The 23,425-nt window shown below is 38.8% G+C and carries 21 protein-coding genes; 12 read left to right on the top strand and 9 right to left on the bottom strand.

The annotated features are described in order from the left end of the window. Nucleotides 1-819: 819 nt before the first annotated feature. Both KFZ56_RS08915 and KFZ56_RS08910 read right to left on the bottom strand, forming a co-directional pair. Nucleotides 820-1,584 (bottom strand): phosphosulfolactate synthase, encoded by a 765-nt coding sequence (locus tag KFZ56_RS08915; protein WP_222641611.1) that lies wholly within the window; start codon nucleotides 1,582-1,584, stop codon nucleotides 820-822. Next, nucleotides 1,581-2,276, bottom strand: a complete 696-nt coding sequence (locus KFZ56_RS08910) for a 2-phosphosulfolactate phosphatase (RefSeq protein WP_222641610.1) — start codon at nucleotides 2,274-2,276, stop codon at nucleotides 1,581-1,583. Before KFZ56_RS08910 ends, KFZ56_RS08915 begins: the two co-directional genes overlap by 4 nt. A 218-nt stretch (nucleotides 2,277-2,494) precedes the next feature. On the opposite strand from KFZ56_RS08910, the gene KFZ56_RS08905 reads away from it, so the two are divergent. From KFZ56_RS08905 to KFZ56_RS08875, 7 genes are all read left to right on the top strand, one after another. Next, entirely contained in the window at nucleotides 2,495-3,211 is a 717-nt protein-coding gene (locus KFZ56_RS08905; protein ID WP_222641609.1) for a phosphoadenylyl-sulfate reductase, read from the top strand. 16 nt (nucleotides 3,212-3,227) lie between these two features. Next, nucleotides 3,228-4,319: a sulfate permease gene (gene cysP, locus KFZ56_RS08900; protein WP_309228281.1), complete on the top strand. Its 1,092-nt coding sequence runs from the start codon at nucleotides 3,228-3,230 to the stop codon at nucleotides 4,317-4,319. After that, on the top strand, nucleotides 4,315-5,469 hold the full coding sequence (gene sat, locus KFZ56_RS08895; protein ID WP_375540698.1) for a sulfate adenylyltransferase: 1,155 nt from the start codon (nucleotides 4,315-4,317) through the stop codon (nucleotides 5,467-5,469). The genes cysP and sat overlap by 5 nt, the downstream gene beginning before the upstream one ends. Next, nucleotides 5,469-6,068, top strand: a complete 600-nt coding sequence (gene cysC / locus KFZ56_RS08890; RefSeq protein ID WP_309228348.1) for an adenylyl-sulfate kinase — start codon at nucleotides 5,469-5,471, stop codon at nucleotides 6,066-6,068. Before sat ends, cysC begins: the two co-directional genes overlap by 1 nt. 130 nt (nucleotides 6,069-6,198) lie before the next feature. Then, complete coding sequence (locus KFZ56_RS08885) at nucleotides 6,199-6,471, top strand: YqhV family protein (RefSeq protein WP_222641606.1); 273 nt, start codon at nucleotides 6,199-6,201, stop codon at nucleotides 6,469-6,471. Between the two features lie 111 nt (nucleotides 6,472-6,582). Beyond that, complete coding sequence (locus tag KFZ56_RS08880; protein WP_222641605.1) at nucleotides 6,583-7,083, top strand: DUF3231 family protein; 501 nt, start codon at nucleotides 6,583-6,585, stop codon at nucleotides 7,081-7,083. A gap of 12 nt (nucleotides 7,084-7,095) precedes the next feature. Next, nucleotides 7,096-8,334, top strand: a complete 1,239-nt coding sequence (locus tag KFZ56_RS08875; RefSeq protein ID WP_222641604.1) for an MFS transporter — start codon at nucleotides 7,096-7,098, stop codon at nucleotides 8,332-8,334. A gap of 7 nt (nucleotides 8,335-8,341) precedes the next feature. Here the strand turns inward: KFZ56_RS08875 and KFZ56_RS08870 are convergent, their stop codons facing one another. Next, complete coding sequence (locus tag KFZ56_RS08870; RefSeq protein ID WP_222641603.1) at nucleotides 8,342-8,956, bottom strand: YitT family protein; 615 nt, start codon at nucleotides 8,954-8,956, stop codon at nucleotides 8,342-8,344. 257 nt (nucleotides 8,957-9,213) lie between these two features. Between KFZ56_RS08870 and acs the strand changes: the two genes are divergently transcribed. Together acs and dpaA are read left to right on the top strand one after the other, a co-directional pair. Continuing rightward, nucleotides 9,214-11,181, top strand: a complete 1,968-nt coding sequence (gene acs / locus KFZ56_RS08865; RefSeq protein WP_222641602.1) for an acetate--CoA ligase — start codon at nucleotides 9,214-9,216, stop codon at nucleotides 11,179-11,181. Between the two features lie 186 nt (nucleotides 11,182-11,367). Further along, nucleotides 11,368-12,240 carry a dipicolinic acid synthetase subunit A gene (gene dpaA / locus KFZ56_RS08860; RefSeq protein ID WP_222641601.1) on the top strand — a complete coding sequence of 291 codons (873 nt, stop codon included), beginning with the start codon at nucleotides 11,368-11,370 and terminating at the stop codon, nucleotides 12,238-12,240. Nucleotides 12,241-12,369: 129 nt separating this feature from the next. Here the strand turns inward: dpaA and KFZ56_RS08855 are convergent, their stop codons facing one another. Beyond that, nucleotides 12,370-12,738, bottom strand: a complete 369-nt coding sequence (locus KFZ56_RS08855) for a YuzC family spore coat inner layer protein (protein WP_222641600.1) — start codon at nucleotides 12,736-12,738, stop codon at nucleotides 12,370-12,372. Between the two features lie 139 nt (nucleotides 12,739-12,877). Here KFZ56_RS08855 and KFZ56_RS08850 point away from each other — a divergent pair, with 139 nt between their 5' ends. From KFZ56_RS08850 to KFZ56_RS08840, 3 genes are all read left to right on the top strand, one after another. Continuing rightward, nucleotides 12,878-13,654 carry a 2-keto-4-pentenoate hydratase gene (locus KFZ56_RS08850; RefSeq protein WP_222641599.1) on the top strand — a complete coding sequence of 259 codons (777 nt, stop codon included), beginning with the start codon at nucleotides 12,878-12,880 and terminating at the stop codon, nucleotides 13,652-13,654. 183 nt (nucleotides 13,655-13,837) lie between these two features. Beyond that, complete coding sequence (locus tag KFZ56_RS20165; protein WP_222641598.1) at nucleotides 13,838-15,370, top strand: multicopper oxidase family protein; 1,533 nt, start codon at nucleotides 13,838-13,840, stop codon at nucleotides 15,368-15,370. A gap of 81 nt (nucleotides 15,371-15,451) precedes the next feature. Next, a complete protein-coding gene (locus KFZ56_RS08840) occupies nucleotides 15,452-15,616 on the top strand; it encodes a hypothetical protein (RefSeq protein WP_222641597.1) in 165 nt (54 codons plus the stop codon). Between the two features lie 193 nt (nucleotides 15,617-15,809). Here the strand turns inward: KFZ56_RS08840 and KFZ56_RS08835 are convergent, their stop codons facing one another. The 5 genes from KFZ56_RS08835 to KFZ56_RS08815 form a co-directional block, all read right to left on the bottom strand. Then, nucleotides 15,810-17,018 carry a M20 metallopeptidase family protein gene (locus tag KFZ56_RS08835; RefSeq protein WP_222641596.1) on the bottom strand — a complete coding sequence of 403 codons (1,209 nt, stop codon included), beginning with the start codon at nucleotides 17,016-17,018 and terminating at the stop codon, nucleotides 15,810-15,812. A gap of 76 nt (nucleotides 17,019-17,094) precedes the next feature. Further along, nucleotides 17,095-18,684 carry a glutathione ABC transporter substrate-binding protein gene (locus tag KFZ56_RS08830; protein WP_222641595.1) on the bottom strand — a complete coding sequence of 530 codons (1,590 nt, stop codon included), beginning with the start codon at nucleotides 18,682-18,684 and terminating at the stop codon, nucleotides 17,095-17,097. A gap of 215 nt (nucleotides 18,685-18,899) precedes the next feature. Beyond that, nucleotides 18,900-20,690 carry a S9 family peptidase gene (locus tag KFZ56_RS08825; protein ID WP_255584950.1) on the bottom strand — a complete coding sequence of 597 codons (1,791 nt, stop codon included), beginning with the start codon at nucleotides 20,688-20,690 and terminating at the stop codon, nucleotides 18,900-18,902. An 82-nt stretch (nucleotides 20,691-20,772) separates the two neighbouring features. Further along, nucleotides 20,773-22,365 (bottom strand): glutathione ABC transporter substrate-binding protein, encoded by a 1,593-nt coding sequence (locus KFZ56_RS08820; RefSeq protein WP_222641594.1) that lies wholly within the window; start codon nucleotides 22,363-22,365, stop codon nucleotides 20,773-20,775. A gap of 443 nt (nucleotides 22,366-22,808) precedes the next feature. Further along, entirely contained in the window at nucleotides 22,809-23,417 is a 609-nt protein-coding gene (locus KFZ56_RS08815) for a helix-turn-helix domain-containing protein (protein WP_222641593.1), read from the bottom strand. Between the last annotated feature and the right edge of the window lie 8 nt (nucleotides 23,418-23,425).

Genomic DNA, 23,425 nt, shown 5'->3' with positions numbered 1-23,425 from the left:
TTTTCTTCCAAAACCGTAAACATTTTATTATATTTTTTTAATCATGTAACCACACGTCATGATGGCATGGTGTAAACATTAGATGCTGTATACCACTATGAACGTTCATTGCTTTTACATTTAGATACACTTCCCCCCTTTACGAAAAAATTTAGGATTACTTCTCCTATTACCGATGATGTTTGTAGAAGCTAAGCTGTTGGTGTAAGTATAATAGAAATATACACAGAATGCTGTTGAATTTTGTCAAATAAAATCCCAATTTTCTAAATTAATAGATTAGAACTATATTTTACTAGTTTAATTCATGGGATATAGACCCGATTAATAGAATTTATTTTTTATAAAGAACGCTAATTATTGATATTAAGTCATTTTACAAATTCTATCCGATTCATACTATCTTTTTCACACAATAAAAATAAATAAATAGGCCTATTAACAAATAAATACTTCAAAATTAGTTTTACAATAATGGGAAAATCAGGATTTATGACCATTTTGCAGCTAAAATATATAGTTCATTATGCATGTATTTGTAAGCTTTAACTTCCTAAAATCCCGCTTATTACCATTACTGGCTAAATCGTAAAAACTATATTTCCAGAATTCTGAATGTAGACATTTCATTACCTATAAAAAGAACCTGTCACTTCACAGGCTCTTCTCATTTATTTCATAAACTTATTCTCACTATCCTGATCATAGCTTAGCTTTTCTCATAAACCACTACATCTCATCATTCAGATTCTTGCATAAGAGTTGCTAAATGAACAGGTTATTTGTTTTTTTCTATACCATTCTTCCTATCTAACTTTTTTAAATACGACTATGAAACGTGTCCGAACGCAGCCCTAAACGTAATGTCTCCAATGAAATGACATCGGATAAAGCGATATTAGCAAGATTGACATTCGCTCCTGCATGATGAATAAAGAACGTTTGCATTTTTTTCGTTGGGGCTTCAAAAATCATTTTATCAAGCGGAATGCCTGAGCTTGTTATTTGATCGAAAATATCAACTCGTATCTCCCCATCTTCCTTACATATCCCACTGGTTCCACTTTCCCTTGCTTCCGTGATCACTTTTGCTGCACCAGCCTCTAAATCCTCATGAATATTTTCAATCCATTCCGCACCGTCCTGATCATTTGACGCTGAAATATCTTTATTACCTACTTCACTAAATACCGTAAATGCACTGGAAAAATCCGTGATGAATTTAGCCTTGGTATGATTGGAAATGGGGATCGTGCCATTCGATATTTCCACATAATTGCAATTAAATTTTTGACAATACCTAAAGTACTCCTCGACTTTGTCCTGACTTAGAAATTTTTCAAATAAAGTACCTCCAAAAAAGAAATCAATCTCATACCTGCGTAGCCAATCTATTTTTTGTCCCAACGCATGAGTGACAAGCGATGTACCCCAACCAAATTTAACAATATCGATATAATCACTTGCACTTGCTATGGTATCTTTAAATACATTCATAGAAACACCATTATCAATCAAAATGGTTAATCCGGTTTCTCTAGGCTTTATTTCCCTTTTTGGCAAAACTAATCCCGTTTCTGTCATACATGAACCCTCTCAATCATTGGTATCTCATATGTTTTTTTCACTTTCATAACGAAATCCGTATTTAATTCCTTGATGCATGAAGCGATATCTTCAGGCATAAAAGCTTTGTTTCCCGTATCAAAAAATTTTTTAGCCACATGTGCATGTTTTATTCGTTTCTTTACCTCCAGTAATGAAATAGAATCAGAAGTATTCTCTATTATGCTTTTTATATATGCTGCACAAGCAAGATCATCGTCACCACTTGGATGGGAAGCAATGATATGAACGGTTTTCTCCTTTTCCTCGTTGGCTGTCTCCCTAACAAAATTTGCTGTTTGTCTCGCATTGGTAAGCCCTGTGACAAAAACATGATCCGATGACAAACAATTTAAAGTAGCTCGCACCCCATTTGTTGTCTTTTGCACAAGTGTTTTCCCTAAAAGATTTTTTTGCTGGATATGGTACGGTGAGTTATCCAAATCAAATCCAGTAATGGGTAAACCATCCACCTCCCCCGCCAGAAGATATTCAGGATTCTCCCTCTTCATCTGAACCGCTTGTTCTACAGATTCTGCAAGAAATATACGACGAACCCCTTGAATAAAAGCATAATGTGCTACTGTAAAAGCTCGAATAACATCAATCACAATCGTAACATCTGCAGCTGTTGGCGGAGAATTTCTACCTTGATAAATCGTTACCTGCATACATGTTGCTCCCAACCTTTGTGTTTTCAACGTTTCTGTAGTTAATCAGGATACTCATACTATGTATATTCGCCCAATTCCTATTCGTTACACTTTTTATCTAAAGGAAAAAATAGGCTCTTATCACATTAACAATCTGTAAGCTATCTGAATACATTTACTCTAAGGCAAACACCTAGAAGAAACTGTGGAATAACGAAAAAGAAAGTGGGGGGAAAATGGAGAAAAAACTAACCTATGAAAACTGGAATGAATACGATCACGGACAGCTCGAGTCTGAATTAAATGATTTCATGGACGTGATTAAATGGGCCTACCAGGTGTATGAAGATAAGATTACCTATGCCTGCAGTTTTGGTGCAGAGGGAATCGTTCTTATTGACCTTATTGCCAAGGTTAATCCACTAGCAACTGTCGTATTTTTAGATACTGGTCTGCATTTCAAAGAAACCTATTCCCTTATCGAAAAAGTAAAACAAAAATATCCACGTCTGCATATCAAAATGACCAAACCAGATTTGAGCTTGAAGCAACAAGCAGATGAACATGGTGACAAACTTTGGGAACGTCACCCCAATTTGTGCTGCCATCTACGAAAAATAGAACCACTGGAGTCTGAACTATCGCATGTAGATGCCTGGATCTCCGGATTAAGGCGGGAACAATCCAGCAGCAGAAAAAAAACTGCGTATATCAACAAAGATACCAAATTCCAACGCGTGAAAATTTGCCCTTTAATTCATTGGACATGGGACGATATCTGGACGTATATCAAATTAAACAACTTAGATTACAATGAATTGCATGACAAACATTATCCAAGTATCGGTTGTGAGATGTGTACACTCCCAGTTCAATCAGGAACACAAGCAGACGCACGTTCAGGTAGATGGGCAAATTTTGAAAAAAAGGAATGCGGCATCCATCAAGCTTAAGTAGGGACTGTTTACAGTGGTAACAACATTACTCTTATTTCTTATTGCTTACTTTTTTGCTACCAATATAGGAGCTAGTGGTGCAGCAGCTTCGATGGGGATCACGTATGGATCCGGCGCAATAAAAACGAAAAAAATAGCATTACTCGTTTGTGGAATAGGAGTGTTTCTCGGCGCGGTATTAGGCGGTGGAGCAGTTGTTAAGACATTAGGTTCAGGGATTGTGCCGGAAAATGTTATCTCTGTCACTATTGCTCTTATCATCCTTAGTTCTGCATGTATATCTTTATTTATAGCGAATCTGAGTGGTATTCCTTTATCAACAAGTGAAGTTACTGTTGGAGCCATAGTGGGTGTTGGTATGGCATTTAATGCACTATTCATTCATACACTAATCACCATTGTCATATATTGGATAGTCCTGCCTACTACTGCCTTTTTACTATCATTTTTTGCAAATCGAATCATTAGGGTAATCGAGAAAAAATTCCCTTCCCTATCTATAGGTAAATGGCAAACAATTTTAGCTACTGCCGTTATTCTAGTTGGTTTTTTAGAAGCATTTTCTTCCGGAATGAATAACGTTGCTAACTCTGTTGGACCACTCGTTGCTGCCGGACTCATTACCATTGAACAAGGAACCTTCACCGGTGGACTATTTGTTGCACTGGGAGCATTTTTTCTCGGTGGAAAAGTAATTGAAACAAATGGCAAGCGGATTACAAATTTAAGTTTATTACAAGGAGGAGCTGTATCGGGAATTGGGGCGACTTTAGTAATAATTGCTTCCTATTTTGGTGTCCCGGTTCCCCATGCACAAGTGACAACATGTAGCATTTTAGGGGTTGGGACTTCTGATAAAGGTAGGAAAATATGGAAGGAAGCTATTATTGCAAAGTTAGTTAAAACGTGGGTTATCTCGCCGATTTTGTCTCTCGTTATTTCCTATAATTTTGTGAAATTCTTTGTAGACTTTGATTTATCAGGAATAGCTATATTATTAATACTGATGACAATCGTTTACTTATTAAGTTTGTGGAAACCAGACGAGAAAACCCAGTCGATATACAAAGAAAAAGTAGTACCTAAAAATATAGGGGGTAATTAAGATGAATAAGCCTCATGGTGGTTTATTAATAAACAGTGTTGATACAACATATAAAGTCAATATGAAAAACGAAACAGTACATTTGGATCCAATAGCCTTGAGCGATTTGGAGCTACTTGCCATTGGAGCCTATAGTCCCTTAACCGGGTTTATGGGTAAAGCTGATTACCAATCTGTTGTGAATAACATAACATTAAAAAATGGGCTTCCATGGAGTATTCCGATCACGCTACCTATTGATAATAAAAAAGCCAATTTCATTGATATCGGAGATACGATTAATTTAGTTCAAGACCATACCGTTTATGGTGTCATGACTGTCCATGAAATGTATACACCTGACAAAAATGAAGAAGCAAAGCAAGTTTATCAAACCACTGATCCAAATCACCCCGGTGTAAAAAAATTATTAGAACGCCCTAATATCTACTTAGGCGGGCCGATTACACTGGTTCATTATCCACAAAAGCTATCTTTCCAAAAATACAATCTTAAACCTGCCGAGACAAGAAATATGTTTAGGCAGTTAGGATGGGAAACAATCGTTGGCTTTCAAACACGAAATCCCGTACATCGGGCACATGAATATATTCAGAAAGCAGCATTAGAAACAGTAGATGGCTTACTTCTTCATCCACTCGTCGGTGAAACAAAAGACGGTGATATTCCTAGTGAACGAAGAATGGAATGCTATCAAGTTCTATTAGAAAATTATTATCCAAAACAGCGTGTTTGCTTGTCTGTATTTCCAGCAGCAATGCGATATGCAGGCCCAAGAGAGGCAATATTTCATGCATTAGTTCGCAAAAATTATGGGTGCACCCATTTCATCGTTGGGCGCGATCATGCCGGTGTAGGTGATTATTATGGTACCTACGATGCTCAGAAGATCTTCCGTCAATTTTCGGAAGAAGAGATAGGTATAAAGATTTTTTGTTTCGAAAACAGCTTTTATTGTAAGAAATGTGAGGCTATGGCAACAGCTAAAACCTGTCCACACCCCAAGGAGGATCATGTATCCCTTTCCGGTACAAAAGTAAGAGCTATGTTACGAGAAGGAAAGATGCCTCCAAAAGAATTTAGCCGTCCGGAAGTAGCAAGCAAACTTATCGAAGGTATGTCAAAAACAGGAATGGAAGTGAAGCAATAATCATGATTCAACCAAACATTGTATGGCATCCGACCGCTATAACAAAAGAAGATCGACAACATGTAAACAATCATAAAAGCTGCGTAATTTGGTTTACCGGTTTTTCCGGTTCCGGAAAGTCAACGCTGGCCAACGAACTGGATTATCAATTGTTTACATCTGGAATAAGAAGTTATGTACTTGATGGAGATAATATTCGACACGGTTTGAACAAAGGACTTGGTTTTCGCCAAGAAGATCGCATAGAGAATATTCGAAGAGTTGGTGAAGCAGCAAAGCTCTTTGTCGATAGTGGGCAAATCGCGATAACAGCATTCATTTCTCCATATCGAAAAGATCGAAACCAAGTTCGAAAACGATTCGAGCAAGGAGAATTTATAGAAGTATTTATTGATTGCCCATTCAACATCTGTGAAATACGGGACCCAAAGGGCTTGTATCAAAAAGCAAGAAATGGAGAAATTCATGGTTTCACCGGGATCGACTCCCCTTACGAACCCCCTGTTAATCCTGAACTAACCATTGATACCGTACGATACACCGTGAAAGATGCAGCAGAAATAATAATCAATTACCTAAAGGATAAAGGGATTATATAAATATTCTAGTTAAACGAAAGCCTTTCTCAAAAGGCCTTCGTTTAGCTTGATGAAATACTTTTTCCATTTCCGTCCTTATGTGGACAAGTCATGCATATAATGAAAGAAGTAATTTACGGGGGGAATAGTGATGTTTACTTTACTAGAAAAAACTGTCATTGGAATGGCACTTTTACGCGTGCTATCCGGCTTTATCGAAATTTTTGCTGCATATCTTATGATTCGATTTAATGAAATTGATAAAGCACTCATTATTAATAGTTCACTTGCCATTATAGGTCCATTGGTTCTTCTCATCACTACCACCATTGGTCTATTTGGTATGGCTGATAAATTATCCTTCGAAAAATTCATTTGGATTATACTTGGCGTATTATTTATCCTTTATGGCGTAAAAAGTTGACCCTCCAAATTTACATAGACCTGCTAAAACACCAATTCTTTATCCTTTTTAGGCATAAATTATAGCTTCTTAGGAATCCTAAGGAGACATTACGCGTTGGAGGTAATTCTCATGGGAATATTAGGTGAAAAACAAGAAGAAGAACCATTACATTCCGGAGAGGTTTTTAACCTTTGGACTTATTTATATCGTACAAAGGGCTTTTTAGTAACCATGCAAGTCTTCATCAATCATACTGGTGATCATGATTTAAGAATTCTTTTAGAAGACCTTCTGGAAAATATATTTACGATGGAAGCGCAACAGGTTGAAGCATTGCTAAAACAAACCGGTATCAGGTTACCGCCTGCACCGCCTGATCGTCCAAATGTAGAAGTGCAGGATATTCCTGCGGGGGCCAGATTTCAAGATCCGGAAATCGCTGAAATGGTTAAAAAAGAATTAACAACTGGAGAAATCACCTGTAGCTATATCATCGGAATCGCCATCCGGGAAGACATCAAAACAATGTTTGAAGAATTCCATACACAAAAAGCAGAATATGAACAAAAACTACTCCATATTATCAAAGAAAAAGGCTGGATTGTTGCTCCGCCAATAAATATAAAGTAAGGAGTGGAGAAAATGAAACCCCAAAATAAGGGCATGACCATTTTTGCCATTGGTTCCATTCCGCTTATGATGACACTGGGAAATTCCATGTTGATCCCAATTTTACCGCAAATGAAATCATCATTGGAACTTTCTCAACTACAGGTGAGTTTAACGATTACTGTTTTTTCTATTGCGGGTGCGATCGCAATTCCCATTGTCGGCTATCTTTCCGATCGTTTTTCACGAAAAATGATTATTGTTCCATCGTTAATTCTATTTGGACTTGGTGGATTGCTTGCCGGTCTCGCCGCTATGATGTTTTCGCAATCTTATATATGGGTTCTCATTGGACGGACGATACAAGGTATTGGTGCGGCAGGTACAGCTCCAATTGCAATGGCATTAACAGGCGATTTGTTTAAAGGTGCAGAACAAAGCCGAGTTCTCGGTATTTTTGAAGCATCGAATGGACTCGGGAAAGTCGTATCACCGATACTTGGATCACTTGTAGCGCTAATCGCTTGGTATGATGTTTTTTTCGCATTTCCTGGCATTAGCTTAATTTCAGCTTTACTTGTATGGATTTTTATTAAAGAAAAAAGTAACCGGCAATCCCCTCCTCCTTTTCCTAAATATGTCAGAGGATTGTTAAGTGTCTTTAAGCATGAAGGTAGATGGATTTTTACCACATACCTGGCTGGTGGAGCTTGTCTATTCACCCTTTTCGGAATCCTATTTTATTTATCAGATGTATTGGAAACAAACTATAACATTGACGGCATTATGAAGGGACTGATATTAGCAATACCTTTACTTGTCATGGTTACAACGTCTTATATCACAGGAAGCAAAATAGGTAAGAATCTGGAAAAAATGAAAATGCTCTCCGTATTTGGGTTTGCTCTGATGAGCATATCCTATGGATCGCTTGTTTTTTTCGAGAATCTTATCCCTTTTCTTGCAGTACTTGCCATCAGCAGTGTGGGCGCAGGTCTTATTTTGCCATGCATAAATAGTATCATAACCGGAGCAGTCGGAAAGGAACGAAGAGGATTTGTGACTTCCTTATACGGATCTGTTCGATTTCTCGGTGTCGCCCTGGGACCGCCCATATTTACCCGTCTGATGACTTGGACAAACACCGGCATGTTTTTATCCATTGCTGCATTTACGCTTATTGTCGGTTTGCTTGTCTTATTCCTGCTGCATGTAAAAGGAAAAGATGGAAAAGTGAACAAAAGTACAGCATTCCGTTATAACTATATGTAAGTATGGTTTACGTTTTTTTCTTCCAATCTAACGTGTACGTTCGCCTGAAATCCATTTGACATATAAGATCGATTGTTCTTGTGGAAATCCATTGACTTACAAGAGCTAGAAGTATTATTTTCAAGTCAATAATGAACCCGGTGATTAGAAAAATAGAACCATTAATGTAAAACAAGGGTTTTCCGGGCAGAAGATTTCTCCCGGAAGAAATAATCAGGGCAACGACGCCAAATCCCCCATTAGAGACTCCCTGTCGCATAACCATACCAACCCCTGTTCCGAGAAATACAGACCCAAAGAAAAGATCATACCATATATTTCGATTCGGAATAGAACCATGGACTTCGAAAAGATGAACCGTAGCAGATGTTACGGTAATACCGACAATTGTCCATATGACAAATCGCTTTCCAAAAAACTTGACCCCAAATAACAGTAAGGAGAAATTTACAATCCACATCGCAAGCCCCGTGCTAATGCCAAACAAGTAATTTAACATTACTGCTATTCCGGCAGCTCCACCTGATGGAATAGAATGGGGAAATAGAAATAGTCCCATTCCTAACCCTTGAATGGCTCCCCCTGTTACTACTAGTCCATTTTTTATCATGAATTGTTTCATGTGGGAACCCCTTCCTAATTGATTAGCATTACCTGAATGACGGCTACAGAGTTGGACAACGCTTCTTCCTTATTCTATTCCAAGCAAAGATGAATAATGAGTAAAACAAAAAGACCGCTTTTAAGCTTGAGACTAAAGGAACGTTGTAGCATGTCTTATATTTTCTTTTTCGTAAGGTAATAAATCTGTTTATTTTATTCAGAAATTTATGTATAATATGGGTAACAATGTAAAATAAAATTTAAAGGAGAATGCAAATGGATGTAAGTGGCATTTTAAAAGTGATATCACAAAGTGAGCTTGTTTATCCGGCCAAAGAAAAGGAACAAATCACATCGATTGGGAGCAGTGAAGCTTTTCAGGAACTTTTGGACCAATCCCAAAAAGACCCTGCTTCCTTCTGGGACAGTGTTGCTCGTGAGCTTGTATGGTACGAGCCATGGCACGAAACAATAAGTGGAGAACTTCCTGATTTCCAATTTTTTACAGGTGGGATTAGCAATCCATGTGTAAACTTACTGGATCGGCATATCGATAATGGCGCAGGAAATCGAACAGCTCTCATCTGGGAAGGCGAAAATGGCGATACAACATTTTACACGTACAATATGCTACTCGCTGAAGTGAATCGCTTTGCGAATGTCTTGCGTTCATTCGGTGTTAAAAAAGGAGATTGTGTAGCGATTTACCTGCCAAACCTGTCCGAGGCATTTATTGCTGTATTAGCGTGCTTTCGTATTGGCGCCATATATAATACTATCTTCTCCGGTTATTCGGAAAAATCATTGAAAGATCGACTTACCAATTTTGAAGCGAAAGTTATCGTGACTGCAGATGCAACCGAGCGCCGTGGTAAAGTTATTGCATTAAAGGAGAAGGTAGATCATGTCCTCGAAGAAATCACTCCGATTGAAGCAGTTATTGTTGTCAATCGCTTGAATTCAGATATCAAAATGAAGGTTGGACGTGATTATTGGTGGAACGAACTTACCCAAAACGCAAGCATTGACTCCGAACCGGAACGAATCGAAGCCAATGATCCCGGAATTGTGTTTTATACAAGTGGTACAACAGGAAAACCAAAAGGAGTCGTCCATTCCGGAATGGCATTTGTCATTCAAAACTATATTTACGCCAAGTATCACATGGACCATCACCCAGATGATGTCTTCTGGTGCAGCGCTGATGTTGGTTGGTTAACGATGCATATCTGGGGAATTGTTGGCTCCCTGGCAAATGGTGTAACAACGGTCGTCTATGAAGGAGCACCCGATTATCCGACAAAAGACCGTTTCTATCAAATTATAGAAAAATATCGTATCAATAAATTATTTACAGCTCCCACAGCACTCCGAATGTTAAAAAGCACAGGTGAAAAAACCTTAAAGCAATATGACTTATCCTGTCTTGATGTCATTTCGCTTGTTGGAGAACCGTTTGATATGGAAACATGGAAATGGACATATGAGGTACTCGGCAAGGAAAATGTTTATGTGAACAACACATGGGGGCAAACAGAAACAGCAGGATCTCCAATCGCAGGAGCAGCTTGGCTGACACCTATGAAACCTGGAGCTACAGGTCTCCCCTTTTTAGGTGCAGCCTTCGACGTCGTAGATAGTGAGGGTAATTCTGTTCAGCCTGGTACATTAGGCAATTTAATTATAAAGAAACCGTTCCCAATGCTGTCCCGTACACTTTGGAAGGAGCCTGAGCGCTACTACAGCACCTATTTTAGTCAAGTAGACGGAAGCTATTTTGCCAGTGACTTGGCTCTAGTGGATGAGGATGGCTACTTATGGGTTGTCGGCCGTTCGGATGATGCGCTTAATGTGGCAGGACACCGATTGAGTACGATGGAAATGGAAAGCGCTGTCATGGAATGTGAGGGGGTCTCGGAAACAGCTGTAATTGGTATCCCTGATGAGATAAAAGGTGAAGTTCCAGTTGTATTTGCTCGTTTAGTCGATGATATGGCAGAAACAGTAGCGCTTAAGGAACAAATAAACCAGCGAATTGAGCAACAAATCGGTAAGATCGCACATCCAAAAGCTATTATTTTTACTGAATCCTTACCAAAGACCGTTAGTGGAAAAATCATGCGCCGTTTGTTAAAGGAGATCATTGCAGAAGGAAAAGTCTACAGTGATGTAACGGGGCTTGAAGATCCGGAAGCTGTAGAACATGTCAAAGAAATCGTCGATGCAAGAACGTCGTTAAACTAAAAAATACAGTCACTTGTTTACATCTGTTGCAAGTGACTATATTTCTATGTATTTATTAAATCCTTCCTATTCCCTTCCGTGTTTTTTTAAAATAAACAGATCTGTATAAGCATAATTATCAAACGTATTAATATCTTATATAGGTACCATTTACATATTTAAAAATCTGGAAAGGTGGAATCGACTTTGTTAAACAACCAAAAGCTGCTCATCATAGGTGGAGACGCTAGATATCTGGAGGTTATTGATAAGTTAACTGCTGAGGGTGCAGCTATTTTTTTAATTGGATACGGTCAATTAAGGTTTGAATCTCCTTCCATTCGTCAAACAGACTTGGATAAATTGGATATGAGTATGATAGATGCCATAATATTACCTGTGGGAGGTACAAACATAGCTGGAGAAATAAGAGCTAATTACGCTGATGAAACCATTTATTTATCGGAAGATCTATTTGAACAAACACCAGAGCATTGTACGATTTATACAGGTACATCCAATTCGTTTTTAGATCAAGTATCCGCATCAACCAACAGAAGATTGGTCCGTTTATTCACCCGTGATGACATGGCCATATTTAATTCTATTCCTACCGCTGAAGGAGCCTTGAACCTGGCAATGGATGAATTAGATGTTACAATTCATGGATCGAACGTGATGATACTTGGTTTTGGAAGAGTTGGGATCACAGTTGCTCGACTTTTTGATGCTGTTGGGGCGGATGTCCGGGTAGGCGTAAGAAGCGCTGCCGATATTGCTCGGATAACGGAAATGGGACTGAAGCCTATACAATTAGGTAACTTAGAGAAAAATATAGGCGATGTTGATATTTGCATTAATACAATTCCGCATCGCATTATTGATTCTTCTACTATTTTAGCTATGGAGCCATCTTCTCTCATCATAGACCTCGCTTCAAAGCCTGGAGGTACTGATTTTGAATTTGCAAAAAAGCATGGAATCAAAGCTGTACATGCATTGGGATTACCTGGAAAAACGGCCCCTAAGTCAGCCGGGAGAATTATTGCCCAAGTGCTTTTAGAATTGTTGGGAGAATAATAATTATTCCCCCAAGAGTGTTCCTCTTTCAACATTTTTGGGGATGCTTTTTCCATGTTAGTTCGGAAAGTGAAAATTGTTTGTAAGGTCACAAGTATAGAAAAACATAATCCCCCATTTATACGAGAATTATCTCCACCGTAACGCAATAAGTAACCGGCAGCATTCCAGATTCGTATCAGCAGTTTTTGACCTAAACTCCAATCGTAAGTTATCCGGATTAAAAGATACATCCACCTCTGTTGCAATGTCTAAAGAATGAATAAGTCGGTTAACTTCATTTTGATCTGAAGCTTGTGCAGCCTGCATTAATTTTTCATGAAATGTTTGCGACTCCGCTAATTCATCAATGATCACATTTGCATCATTCATTATTTTTTTCGTCTCATTTGCCGACTGTTGAAAAAGATCGGGGTCCACAGATGAGTATTGACGAACTGACCTTGAAGCATGATGATAGCAGGCTGGGTAATAATAAAGGGGATATACATAATACATTAACAGACCTCCCTTCTTACAACCATGCATTATAAATAACAATATATGCAACTATGCCTTTTTAAGGGAATGAAAGCTTTTCTTTCGTTTTACACATTCATAAAATTCTATTATTCTTATATTAGAAAGGAGTAATTCTATGACAAATGATATAGATCACATTGTACATAAACTATTGAATGCACAAAAGAGGAAATCTCCTATTGATTTTATCCGGTATGATTATACATTAGATGAACAAACAGCATACGAAATACAGAAGCAACTCGTTCAGAAAAAATGTGCGCTTTATGATGAAGACATTACCGGCTATAAAATTAGTATGACGAGTCCGGAAACGCAGGAATTAGCAAACACGAATGAACCGGCTTATGGTACATTAACAACAACCAGTATGGTAGAAAGCTCTAGTACAATCCGTTTATCCAATCTGATTGACCCGCTCGTCGAACCGGAATTAATGTTTATACTAACCGATGATTTATCCTTTAGCGCAGCGGAAGATGAGATTCTAAGCAAAAGTAAAATCGCTGCTGGGCTCGAAATTCCCGATTCCCGCTACAAGGATTGGTTTCCTAATTTCACATTAGCCGATCTTTTATGCGATAACGGGGTAGCTGGACGTGTTGTTTTTTCAGAATCTGTTGACCCACCATCTTTCAATGAATTAGAAGAAATTAACATGGATCTGTACCATAACGGGGAAAAAATCGGAGAAGGACGTTCAGCAAACGTACTGGGTAATCCAGTTTCAGCCGTGGCTTGGTTGACAAAGAAACTGGCAGCCCATAATAGAAGTTTGAAAAAAGGGATGGTGATTTCCTCAGGAACGTTCATTTCCCCACTTCGAATTGAAAAAGGAACGTATGAAGCTAGCTACAGTACAATCGGTAACGTTCAAATAACAGTCGAATAGGTAAGCGACCCCGTTCACGCTCTGAGGACGGGGTTCTTTAGATCCTTATTCTTTAAATGTAACTTCAGGCGTTGAACCTGCAAATCTATATAAAAGAAACACAGGAACTAGGGAAAACGCCGTGCACGAATGAGGCTTCTGTCATCTACTATACTAATACCTAATGACAGGAGTGAAAAATAAATGAAACTCAAGAAGTTTGTGGACCCATTACCAATGATAAGCACATTAAAACCAAAACAAATAAATACGAAAGGTGCGTATTATGAGGTACAAATGGAGCAATTCACACAGAAATTGCATCGAGACTTAAACCCAACCCGATTGTGGGGATACAATCGCCAATTCCCCGGACCGACCATTGACGTTAATCAGGGTGATCCGATACAGGTAAAATGGCTGAATAACCTTCCCGCCAAACATATTCTCCCAATTGATAGGTCCATTCACAATGTTGCCCATCACCCTGAAGTACGAACCGTTACCCATTTACATGGAGGCATGACCAGCCCAGAAAGTGATGGTTACCCTGAAGCATGGTATACCAAAGGCTTTAAAGAAGTGGGACCGTTTTTCGAAAGGGAAATATATGAATATCCCAATCAACAACGGGCTACACTGCTATGGTATCACGATCATGCGATGGGAATAACAAGGCTCAATGTTTATGCAGGGCTCGTTGGTATGTACATCATTCGAGATCAACATGAAAAAGCATTAAATCTGCCAAAAGATGACTATGAAATTCCACTTGTGATCCTTGACCGATCATTCAATAAAGACGGTTCCCTATTTTATCCCCGTCAGCCAGATGACCCGTTAGATCATTTACCCGATCCTTCCATCGTACCAGCCTTTCTTGGTGATAAAATCATCGTGAATGGGAAGGTGTGGCCATACTTCGAAGTGGAACCAAGGAAATACCGCTTTCGAATCCTTAATGCATCAAATACACGAGCGTATCAACTAACACTTGATTCAGGTCAGCCTTTTTATCAAATTGGATCAGATGGTGGTCTGATGCAAAAGACGGTAAAAATAAACAAATTAGCGATGGAACCAGCAGAACGTGCGGATGTCATTCTGGATTTCTCAAATCATAAAGGGAAAAAGATTATTTTAAAAAATGACCTCGGTCCAGATGCCGATCCAGCTGATGAAACGGGTGAAGTGATGCAATTTGATGTAAGTGTTCCTCTCTCCGGAAAGGATCATAGTACCATCCCAAGAATATTATCCCGTATCCCTTCTTTAAGGAAAAACGATATTAGAGCAATACGAAATTTAAAACTAATCGGCACAACCGATGAATATGGACGCCCTTTATTATTACTCGATAATAAAAAATGGACAGATCCAGTCACAGAAAAACCGCTGTTAGGCGATACCGAAATTTGGTCTTTCATGAATGTTACCGGATTTGCTCACCCGATTCATATTCATCTCATTCAATTTCAGATTTTAGATCGGCGTCCGTTTGACCTAGACTTATATAATGAGGATGGAAGGATTGTATTCACAGGAAAAGCTACAGCCCCAGAACCGAATGAACAGGGGTGGAAAGACACAGTTTCAGCACCTTCTGCACAGATTACTCGCGTTATCGCTAAATTTGCTTCCTATACCGGAGACTATGTGTGGCATTGTCATATTCTGGAGCATGAAGATTATGATATGATGCGTCCGTTTACCGTAGTCGACTCGGAAGATTTATAAGGCTACTTCATTTTTAAGCTAAACACTTTCTATAATAATTTCCCAACGTTAAGACAAAATAACAAGGATTGGAGGGATTTCATGGATAAAACGCGAAGAAAGCAACAATCAAATAGTGCTGCTGCCCCAGGTATGGATGAAGAAGATGCTTATGGCAAAAAAGCAACCAAAACCGAAGTGAAACAAGAAGAATCAACTAGAGTCACGAGGCTTATAAACGATGAGTATAAGTCAAGTGGGAAGTGATCTATTATAGATCACAATCCTGAAATGTAGCCTAAACGGTCGCCATGAAGATTTCATGACGACCGAAAATCAGTAAAAATAGCGCAAGCTCTTACTATATTCAACACGATTGTATCTAACGCTAGTTATAAAGAAGAGGGCTCAAAATAGTATAGAAAACTCCAAGAAATAACATGGAGCGCAACGATCACACTTATTCATGCTGTTCAAAATACGACTCCGTTAAGTGACATAGTACAGCCATACCATACAAAAATGCTTCTTCGTCCACATCAAATTTTGAATGATGATTAGAAAAGGACGTTCTTTTCCCGCTGTTTGTTCCAAGACGGAAAAAAACGGATGGAACCTCATGGGTATAATAAGCAAAATCTTCCCCACCCATCGATGGCGCTGTTAACTTTAAAGATTCACTTGAAAAAAGCGTATGGACAGTTTCCTCGAATAAGTGACGCAATGTGTTATCGATTTTAATGGAAGGAGTAACATAATTATACGTAATTTCACAATCTCCCCCGAGACCTCTCGATACACTTCTGGCAATGGACTCTATTTTTTCCGCTACCTCTTTTCGTGTAATAGGATTCAAGGTTCGAACCGTGCCACTTAACGTAACTGCATCCGGTATAATGGTTGCTTTCGTGCCGCCATGAATTTGACCAATACTCAAAACAACAGGATCAAGCGGATCTGTTTGACGACTCACAATTTGCTGTAAGGATACTAATACTTGTGCGGCTATTAATACTGGATCCACCGTTGTGTGAGGATGAGCAGCATGTCCACCTTTTCCGTGAATTTTAATCTCGAAAAGATCCATCGCAGCACAACTATATTCTGTTGAAGCAAGTGAAAACGCTCCCGTCGAAACAGTGGGATGAACATGAAGACCTGCCATCATATCAACTTTTGGATTTTCCAATACGCCATCAGCAATCATCGCTGCTGCACCCTCACCAATTTCTTCAGCTGGCTGGAAAATGACTTTTAATGCTCCCTTTTCTAATCCATTTTCTGCAAGTATTTTAGCAACACCTAGTAAAATAGCTGTATGAGAATCATGACCACAGGTATGCGCTACATTTTCTTTTTGACTTCGGTAGGGTTGATTGATTTCGTCCATCATCGGTAGCGCATCCATGTCTGCTCGCAACCCGACAACAGGACCATCCATCTTTCCTTTAAGTAATCCGACCACTCCTGTCTTGCCAACCCCTTCCTGCACCTCATACCCCCATTCACGTAAGTTCTCTGCTACTATTGAAGCAGTCCTAGTTTCTTTGAATGCCAACTCAGGATGTTTATGTAAATCCTGCCTTATCGTCACTACTTTGTTAAAAACGGCTTTTATATTTTTATATAATTCCGGATACGTTTTCTGTAAATTATCGAATGGTGCCAAATTCGTACACTCCTTTTAAGATTAGAAGCATCTTCAATTGAATCTATCATACTTTTGAAAAAATCCTCTATTTCTCTTATTCTTCTATATACGCATCTTTAAGTTCCAACATTTGGGTTGGAGCCTGAGACAACCCTTTGACCGTTTCACTTACCCCTAATAAATATTCTTTATGAAGCATGTATACCATTGGGGCATGTTCAACAAGCATTTCCTGAAGTTCACTATATAATGCTACACGTTCTTCCTGAGGAGCTTGACGTGCTTCTTCCAATTGTGCATCTATATCATCATTTTGCGTAAATGTTTTATTCCCGGATGAACCGAGATTATTCGAATGAAACAATGGATATAAGCTATTATCAGCATCTCCCGTACCACTGTACCATCCTAATACGAACATATCATGGTTACCATTTGCTGTTTCATCTAGGTAAGCACCCCATTCCAGTATTTTCACTTCGACATCTATTCCAATTTCAGCAAGTTGAGCTTGAACATTTGTTGCCATGTCCTCACGTTCCCGGTCTTCGTTCGTCCAAATCGTCGTTGAAAATCCGTCTTCATAGCCTGCTTCGGCTAATAGTTCTTGAGCTGCTTCGGGATCATATTTAATACCATCTATACTTTCATCATAGCCGAAAACATCAGGGGCAAGAGGCCCAGCAGCTGTAATACCAACGCCGTCGTAAATACCTTCGACAATTTGTTCTTTATCTATGGCCATCGAAATAGCTTGACGCACACGTTCATCATCAAATGGCTCTTTCTCCAGATTAAAACCAAGATAATCTATTCCAAGACTCGACTGACGATTCACATATAATTTATCTGAAGTTTCTACCTGTGCAATATCGGAAGGACTTAAAGGATGGGAAACATGGGAATCCCCCGTTTCCAGTTCAGCAATACGTGTTAAATCCTCTGGGACAACTTTAAATGTGACAGAATCTAGATTTGCTTCCCCATCCCAGTATTCTTCATTTTTAATAAGACGAATATGTTGTCCCGGCTCCCAATCCTCAAATTTGAAATAACCAGTACCCGCAGGATTTTGATTTATAACACTACCAGGATCCTCCCCTTCTTCCATGGCTGCATAATCATCCTCAATTTGTTCTATTGAAATCATGCCGGCAACATTATTCGCAAGATGTGCTGGAAGTGGTGAGAAAGGGTATTCGGTTATAAAATGAACCGTATAATCATCTACTACCTTAACTTCCGAAATCATTTCCAGTCTATTGGCACCTGTAGCTGCAATATCCGGGTCAAGAATACGCTCGATATTAGCCTTAACGACATCGGCATTAAAATCAGAACCATCATGAAATTTAACCCCTTCACGGAGTTTAAACTCCCACGTTGTATCATCAATGCTTTCCCAGCTTTCTGCAAGGCTGGGTTGCGGTTCCATATTTTCATCCTGACGAACTAATTGTTCAAAGATGTTATGTTGAATGTTGAAGGACGGAAGATCATTGGAACCGGTTGGATCTAATGTCACGATGTCAGATCCACTAGCAATCACCAGGTCTCCCCCTTGTTGATTTCCCTCGTTTACATCTTCAGTGCCAGCAGTATCTTCGGCTTCATCTGCACAGGCTGCTAGATTAACACTAATAAGAATTGTAACTAATAGAATTAATTTTCGAGATAATTTCATGAAACGTTTCCCCCATTTTCATTATGTAACATGTTATGTATATCTTATAATATAATTCATGTTTTCATTATTTACAACAAATTTGATAAAATTACTAGGATTTAATTAAATAGAGGCTGAGAAAAAGTGTTTTGACAATTCTTTTTCGAACATACAGCTCTTCGGAAATAGTCTTTTTTAGTTAAACACTTTTGTTTTGTCCCAGCCTCATCCGACTATAAAAATGTCTCCATAAATTCCACGATTTTCCGATTCATATGAATATGATTTTCGATTTTTTCGGTCTGATGCCCTTCATCCTCAAAGATAACAAGCTCTACTGGTTTATTTTGGTTTTTTAAATCATCCGTTAACTGTATGGCCTCACTTACTGGAACTCGTGTATCATTCCTTCCATGAAAAATCAACAATGGGGCAGTAATGGTGTTAGTATGGTTCAAAGGAGCGATTTCTTCAAAAAAATCCGTGTCTAATTTTAATGATCCATATTCATACTCCCTTAAGGCTCTACGCCATGGTCCAGTATTCTCAAGAAATGTTTTAAAATGTGAAATTCCAACAATATCCACACCTGCTGCCCATATATTTGGATAATGTGTTAAAGCGGCAAGGACCATAAATCCGCCATAGCTACGACCCATAATACCGACTTTTTCCCGATCAACACCACGGGTATTCACAAGATCTTCCACCAGCCACTTCAGATCAGCAACTGCATCCATCCGTTTTCGTACATCATCCAGCTTGACATATTTTCTGCCATAGCCCATGCTGCCGCGAACATTCGGTGCAACAACAGCAAAACCCTGAGCAGCGAAAAATTGAATAACCGGATTATATTCTGCGCGTATTTGGTGCTCTGGTCCTCCATGGACATAGACAACTACAGGACAAGATTGCTTCTGTTTCCCATAATAAAAATAAGGCACTTCTAATCCATCAAATGAAGAAAAGCTATGTAATTCTGGTTCCATCCATAAACCTTCAACATCTTTTGATTCCCCAACGTAGGTCATACGTTCCGCTTTTTCTTCTTCTAAGTTAAACTTCCAAATATCCCCCGGAAGTACAGCACTTTTTACACCAATAACGATTTCTCCATCCTTGATCCATGAAGGCGATTGATAAACACCTGTTGGCAAGGTTTCAACTTTATAATGGGAATGTTTTTCAAGATTATAAATCATTAAACTGGAGAAACCACCCTCATTTACGGTATATGCAAGCATATCCTCATTTGGAGAAAGTGCTATTTCCTCAATATCCCAATTAGTAGAACCAAACATTTCCTGTAAATTCCAAGGCGCATCAAATGAGAATTTAAATACCCCCATGGTGTCCCTACCAACATCAGAAGAAAGAAATCCACCTTTTCCATCATTCGTTAACTCTAGTGAATGATGTCTGGCAGAGATAGTTTTACTTCCAAGTCTATATAACTCTTTTGATTCCACATGCAGGACATATACTATGTTATCAATGTTCGTTTCAGAAACACTTATAAGAATATTTTCCTCATCTTTCGTCCAGCAAATAGGTGTACATTTCCCATCGTGCTTATAGACTTCTTCCATTTTTTTCGTTTTTAGATCAAGTACATAGATATCAAAAAAGCCTGGATCTCTACGGTTACTTGCGATTGTTATTTTTGTTTCATCCGGAGACCAACCGCCAAATTCATGAAAATGTTCTGGAGAAACAACAAGTTCTTCCACAGTTGAACCGTCGTTTGTCAATAAATATAATTGCTGCTTTTCATTTCCGTTATGATCCATTCCAATCATTGTTTTCTTTCCAGATGGAGAATGACTTACCGAAAGAACACGATCTGCTAAATCGGTGTATGGTTCAATGTCAAATGTTTTTCCATTCCATTTCCAAACTTGAGGTATACCGGTCTCTTTCGATAAAAATGTAAACGCATGCTGGTTCGGGATGACAGCAGGTTGATATGCGCCATATACATTTAAATATTTAAGTAACATTTGATCTGTCGTATTAGTCATTTTACACTTCCTTTATGAATTTTTATAAGAAGACTGCCCCAATAAATCCTTGCGGCTTTTTCGGGGCAGCTTTTTTCATCTATTATTCTTCGATATATACATCCTTCAATTGTAGTATTTTAGTAGGAAGCTGCGTTAATCCTTTCACTTCTTCACGTACACCGAGTAAGTATTCTTGATGAAGTGTATAAATCATTGGCGCTGTTTCCACGAGCTTTTCCTGTGCCTCACTATAGATTTCTAAGCGCTCATCTTCATTCGTAGCTTGGCGTCCCTCATCAATTAATGCATCGATTTCGTCATCTTGGATATACGTTCTGTTTCCTGGTACTCCAACATTATCAGAGTGAAACAATGGATATAACCCGATGTCAGCATCCGCTGTAGAATTAGACCATCCTAGTACAAACATATCATGATCCCCATTTCCTGTCTGTTCTATATATGCACCCCATTCCAATACTTCTATGTCCACATCGACACCGATTTCTTCAAGTTGTGATTGCACATTTGTTGCCAAATCAACACGTTCGCGGCTATCATTTGTCCAAATTGTTGTAGAAAACCCATTTTCATATCCCGCTTCAGCTAACAATTCCTGGGCTGCTTCCGGATCATATTCAATCCCGTCTAGTTCCTCATCATATCCAAATACATTTGGTGCTAAAGGGCCGACAGCAGGAGTTCCAACACCATTATAAATGCCTTCCACAATTTGTTCTTTATCAACAGCCATTGAAATAGCACGACGAACTCGTTCATCATCAAATGGTTCTTTCTCCATGTTAAAACCAATATAGTCTAAGGACACACTTCCCTGTCGATCGACAGATAAATCATCGGCACTTTCAACTTGCTCAATGTCAGAAGGGCTCAATGGATTGGTAATATGTGATTCACCAGTTTCCAATTCAGCAATACGTGTCAAATCTTCCTGAACAACTTTAAATGTTACAGAATCAAGCAACGCCTCTTTATCCCAGTAATCTTCATTCTTTGTTAGCTGAATTTGTTGCCCCGGATCCCACTCTTCAAATGTAAAATAACCAGTACCTATTGGGTGTTGGTTAATGACACTCCCAGGTTCTTCTCCTTGTTCCATTGCCGTATAATCTTCCTCGATCTGCTCTTGTGAAACCATTGCCGTTGTAGAATGTGTAAGATTTGCCGGCAAACTACCGAAAGGGTACTCCGTAGTTAGTCGAATCGTATAATCATCTACCACTTCAATATCCGATATCATGTCAATTAAATAGGCTGCAGGAGCTGCAACATCCGGATCCATGACACGCTCAAGATTCGCCTTCACAACTTCCGCATTAAATGCAGAACCATCATGAAAAGTCACGCCTTCTTGCAGTTTAAATTCCCATGTATGATCATCTACCGTTTCCCAACTTTTTGCTAACCCTGGCTCCAGTTCCATATTTTCATCCTGTTTTACTAAATTTTCAAATATATTATATTGTACATCAAAGGATGGAACATCGTTTGCTCCCGTCGGATCTAAGGAAACTGCATCAGAGGCAGTGGTAATGACTAGATCCCCTCCATTTTGTCCTTCTCCTCCCTCTTCTGTTGTATCACTGGCGTCATCCGGCTCACTTGCGCAAGCTGCAAGCACCATACCAAGTATTAATAACAGCATAAGAACGGAATTTTTTGATTTTTTCATCTGTGATTACCCCCTGTTGTGTGTTGAAATTTGACAAATGATGAAAATTATAATATCTAATATATCTTATATTTTCATTTCATACAATATCGATTTTCAAATTTCTTGAAATTATGCACAGATTTAAAATCAAAAGGGCTGGGACAAAAGTGTTTTTAACAAATAAATTCCGACCATACATCGCTTCTAAAAATATACGTCGCGCACCTTAGGGCGGCTGGTGAGCCCCCGTGTGCGCTTCGTGTTGCAAGTGGCTTCTCAGGGTAAGCACTCCTCGCAAAAAAGATTGCTATCGCACTTCGGTGTCTCACCTATGCCTTCCCTCCCGCTGGAGTCTCCACATATTTCCTACGCTAAGTTTGATAATGTTCGTCTTTTTAATGAAACACGTTTGTTTTGTCCCAGCCTCTTTACGTCATATTCAATGGTAGAATAAATCAAGTTTACAATGGGCTATCAATAAATAATGTTAATACTTTCGCGCCATTATTATCGACGGGGATAAATAAATGGGATTTTGATCCTTGAAAATAGGCACTATCGCCTTTTTCCATATAATGCTCCTCCCCATCATAATACAAGTAAATCATACCTTCGAGAATAAATATAAATTCATCTTGAGAATGGGTATAAGCCTCCTGCCGATCGTTCGTATGCTTTGGTGTAACGTGAACAATAGTCGGTTCTACACCATTATACTGGGATCTACTTGCGAGCAGTTCATAGGAATAGCCCATATTTTCATCCCCAATTTTGGACTGTCTGTTTGCTTTTGGAAGTAGTACCAGTTCTTTTTCCGATTTATCATCCAACACCCATGAGAGAGGCACTTGTAGTGCGTCGCTAATTTTGGATAAAGTTGCGATTGCAGAAGCGGCTTGACCGTTTTCGATTTTGGATAATAAGCTTTTGGAGATACCGCATTCATCTGCAATTTGCTGCTGTGTTTTTTTACTTCTTACTCGTATTTGTTTTATTTTTTTACCAATATTATCAAGATTTATGGGGACTCTCTCCTTTACTTTATAAATCGAATGTATGCCTTTAATCATAGAATAGC

The sequence above is a fragment of the Virgibacillus sp. NKC19-3 genome (assembly GCF_019837165.1).
In the GTDB taxonomy this organism is placed as follows: domain Bacteria; phylum Bacillota; class Bacilli; order Bacillales; family Amphibacillaceae; genus Virgibacillus_L; species Virgibacillus_L saliphilus.
The sequence above is the reverse complement of the archived record's forward strand: the minus strand, read 5'-3'. Positions and strand labels throughout refer to the sequence as shown.

What these genes read in the sequence shown, in the direction of transcription:
- KFZ56_RS08870 (WP_222641603.1), bottom strand. Translation starts at nt 8,956, where the DNA reads ATGAAACAATTCATGATAAAAAATGGACTAGTAGTAACAGGGGGAGCC.
- KFZ56_RS08905 (WP_222641609.1), top strand. Translation starts at nt 2,495, where the DNA reads ATGGAGAAAAAACTAACCTATGAAAACTGGAATGAATACGATCACGGA.
- KFZ56_RS08825 (WP_255584950.1), bottom strand. Translation starts at nt 20,690, where the DNA reads ATGACTAATACGACAGATCAAATGTTACTTAAATATTTAAATGTATAT.
- KFZ56_RS08840 (WP_222641597.1), top strand. Translation starts at nt 15,452, where the DNA reads ATGGATAAAACGCGAAGAAAGCAACAATCAAATAGTGCTGCTGCCCCA.
- KFZ56_RS08880 (WP_222641605.1), top strand. Translation starts at nt 6,583, where the DNA reads ATGGGAATATTAGGTGAAAAACAAGAAGAAGAACCATTACATTCCGGA.
- KFZ56_RS08820 (WP_222641594.1), bottom strand. Translation starts at nt 22,365, where the DNA reads ATGAAAAAATCAAAAAATTCCGTTCTTATGCTGTTATTAATACTTGGT.
- KFZ56_RS20165 (WP_222641598.1), top strand. Translation starts at nt 13,838, where the DNA reads ATGAAACTCAAGAAGTTTGTGGACCCATTACCAATGATAAGCACATTA.
- acs (WP_222641602.1), top strand. Translation starts at nt 9,214, where the DNA reads ATGGATGTAAGTGGCATTTTAAAAGTGATATCACAAAGTGAGCTTGTT.
- KFZ56_RS08875 (WP_222641604.1), top strand. Translation starts at nt 7,096, where the DNA reads ATGAAACCCCAAAATAAGGGCATGACCATTTTTGCCATTGGTTCCATT.
- KFZ56_RS08815 (WP_222641593.1), bottom strand. Translation starts at nt 23,417, where the DNA reads ATGATTAAAGGCATACATTCGATTTATAAAGTAAAGGAGAGAGTCCCC.
- KFZ56_RS08850 (WP_222641599.1), top strand. Translation starts at nt 12,878, where the DNA reads ATGACAAATGATATAGATCACATTGTACATAAACTATTGAATGCACAA.
- KFZ56_RS08855 (WP_222641600.1), bottom strand. Translation starts at nt 12,738, where the DNA reads ATGTATTATGTATATCCCCTTTATTATTACCCAGCCTGCTATCATCAT.
- KFZ56_RS08910 (WP_222641610.1), bottom strand. Translation starts at nt 2,276, where the DNA reads ATGCAGGTAACGATTTATCAAGGTAGAAATTCTCCGCCAACAGCTGCA.
- KFZ56_RS08915 (WP_222641611.1), bottom strand. Translation starts at nt 1,584, where the DNA reads ATGACAGAAACGGGATTAGTTTTGCCAAAAAGGGAAATAAAGCCTAGA.
- KFZ56_RS08885 (WP_222641606.1), top strand. Translation starts at nt 6,199, where the DNA reads ATGTTTACTTTACTAGAAAAAACTGTCATTGGAATGGCACTTTTACGC.
- KFZ56_RS08830 (WP_222641595.1), bottom strand. Translation starts at nt 18,684, where the DNA reads ATGAAATTATCTCGAAAATTAATTCTATTAGTTACAATTCTTATTAGT.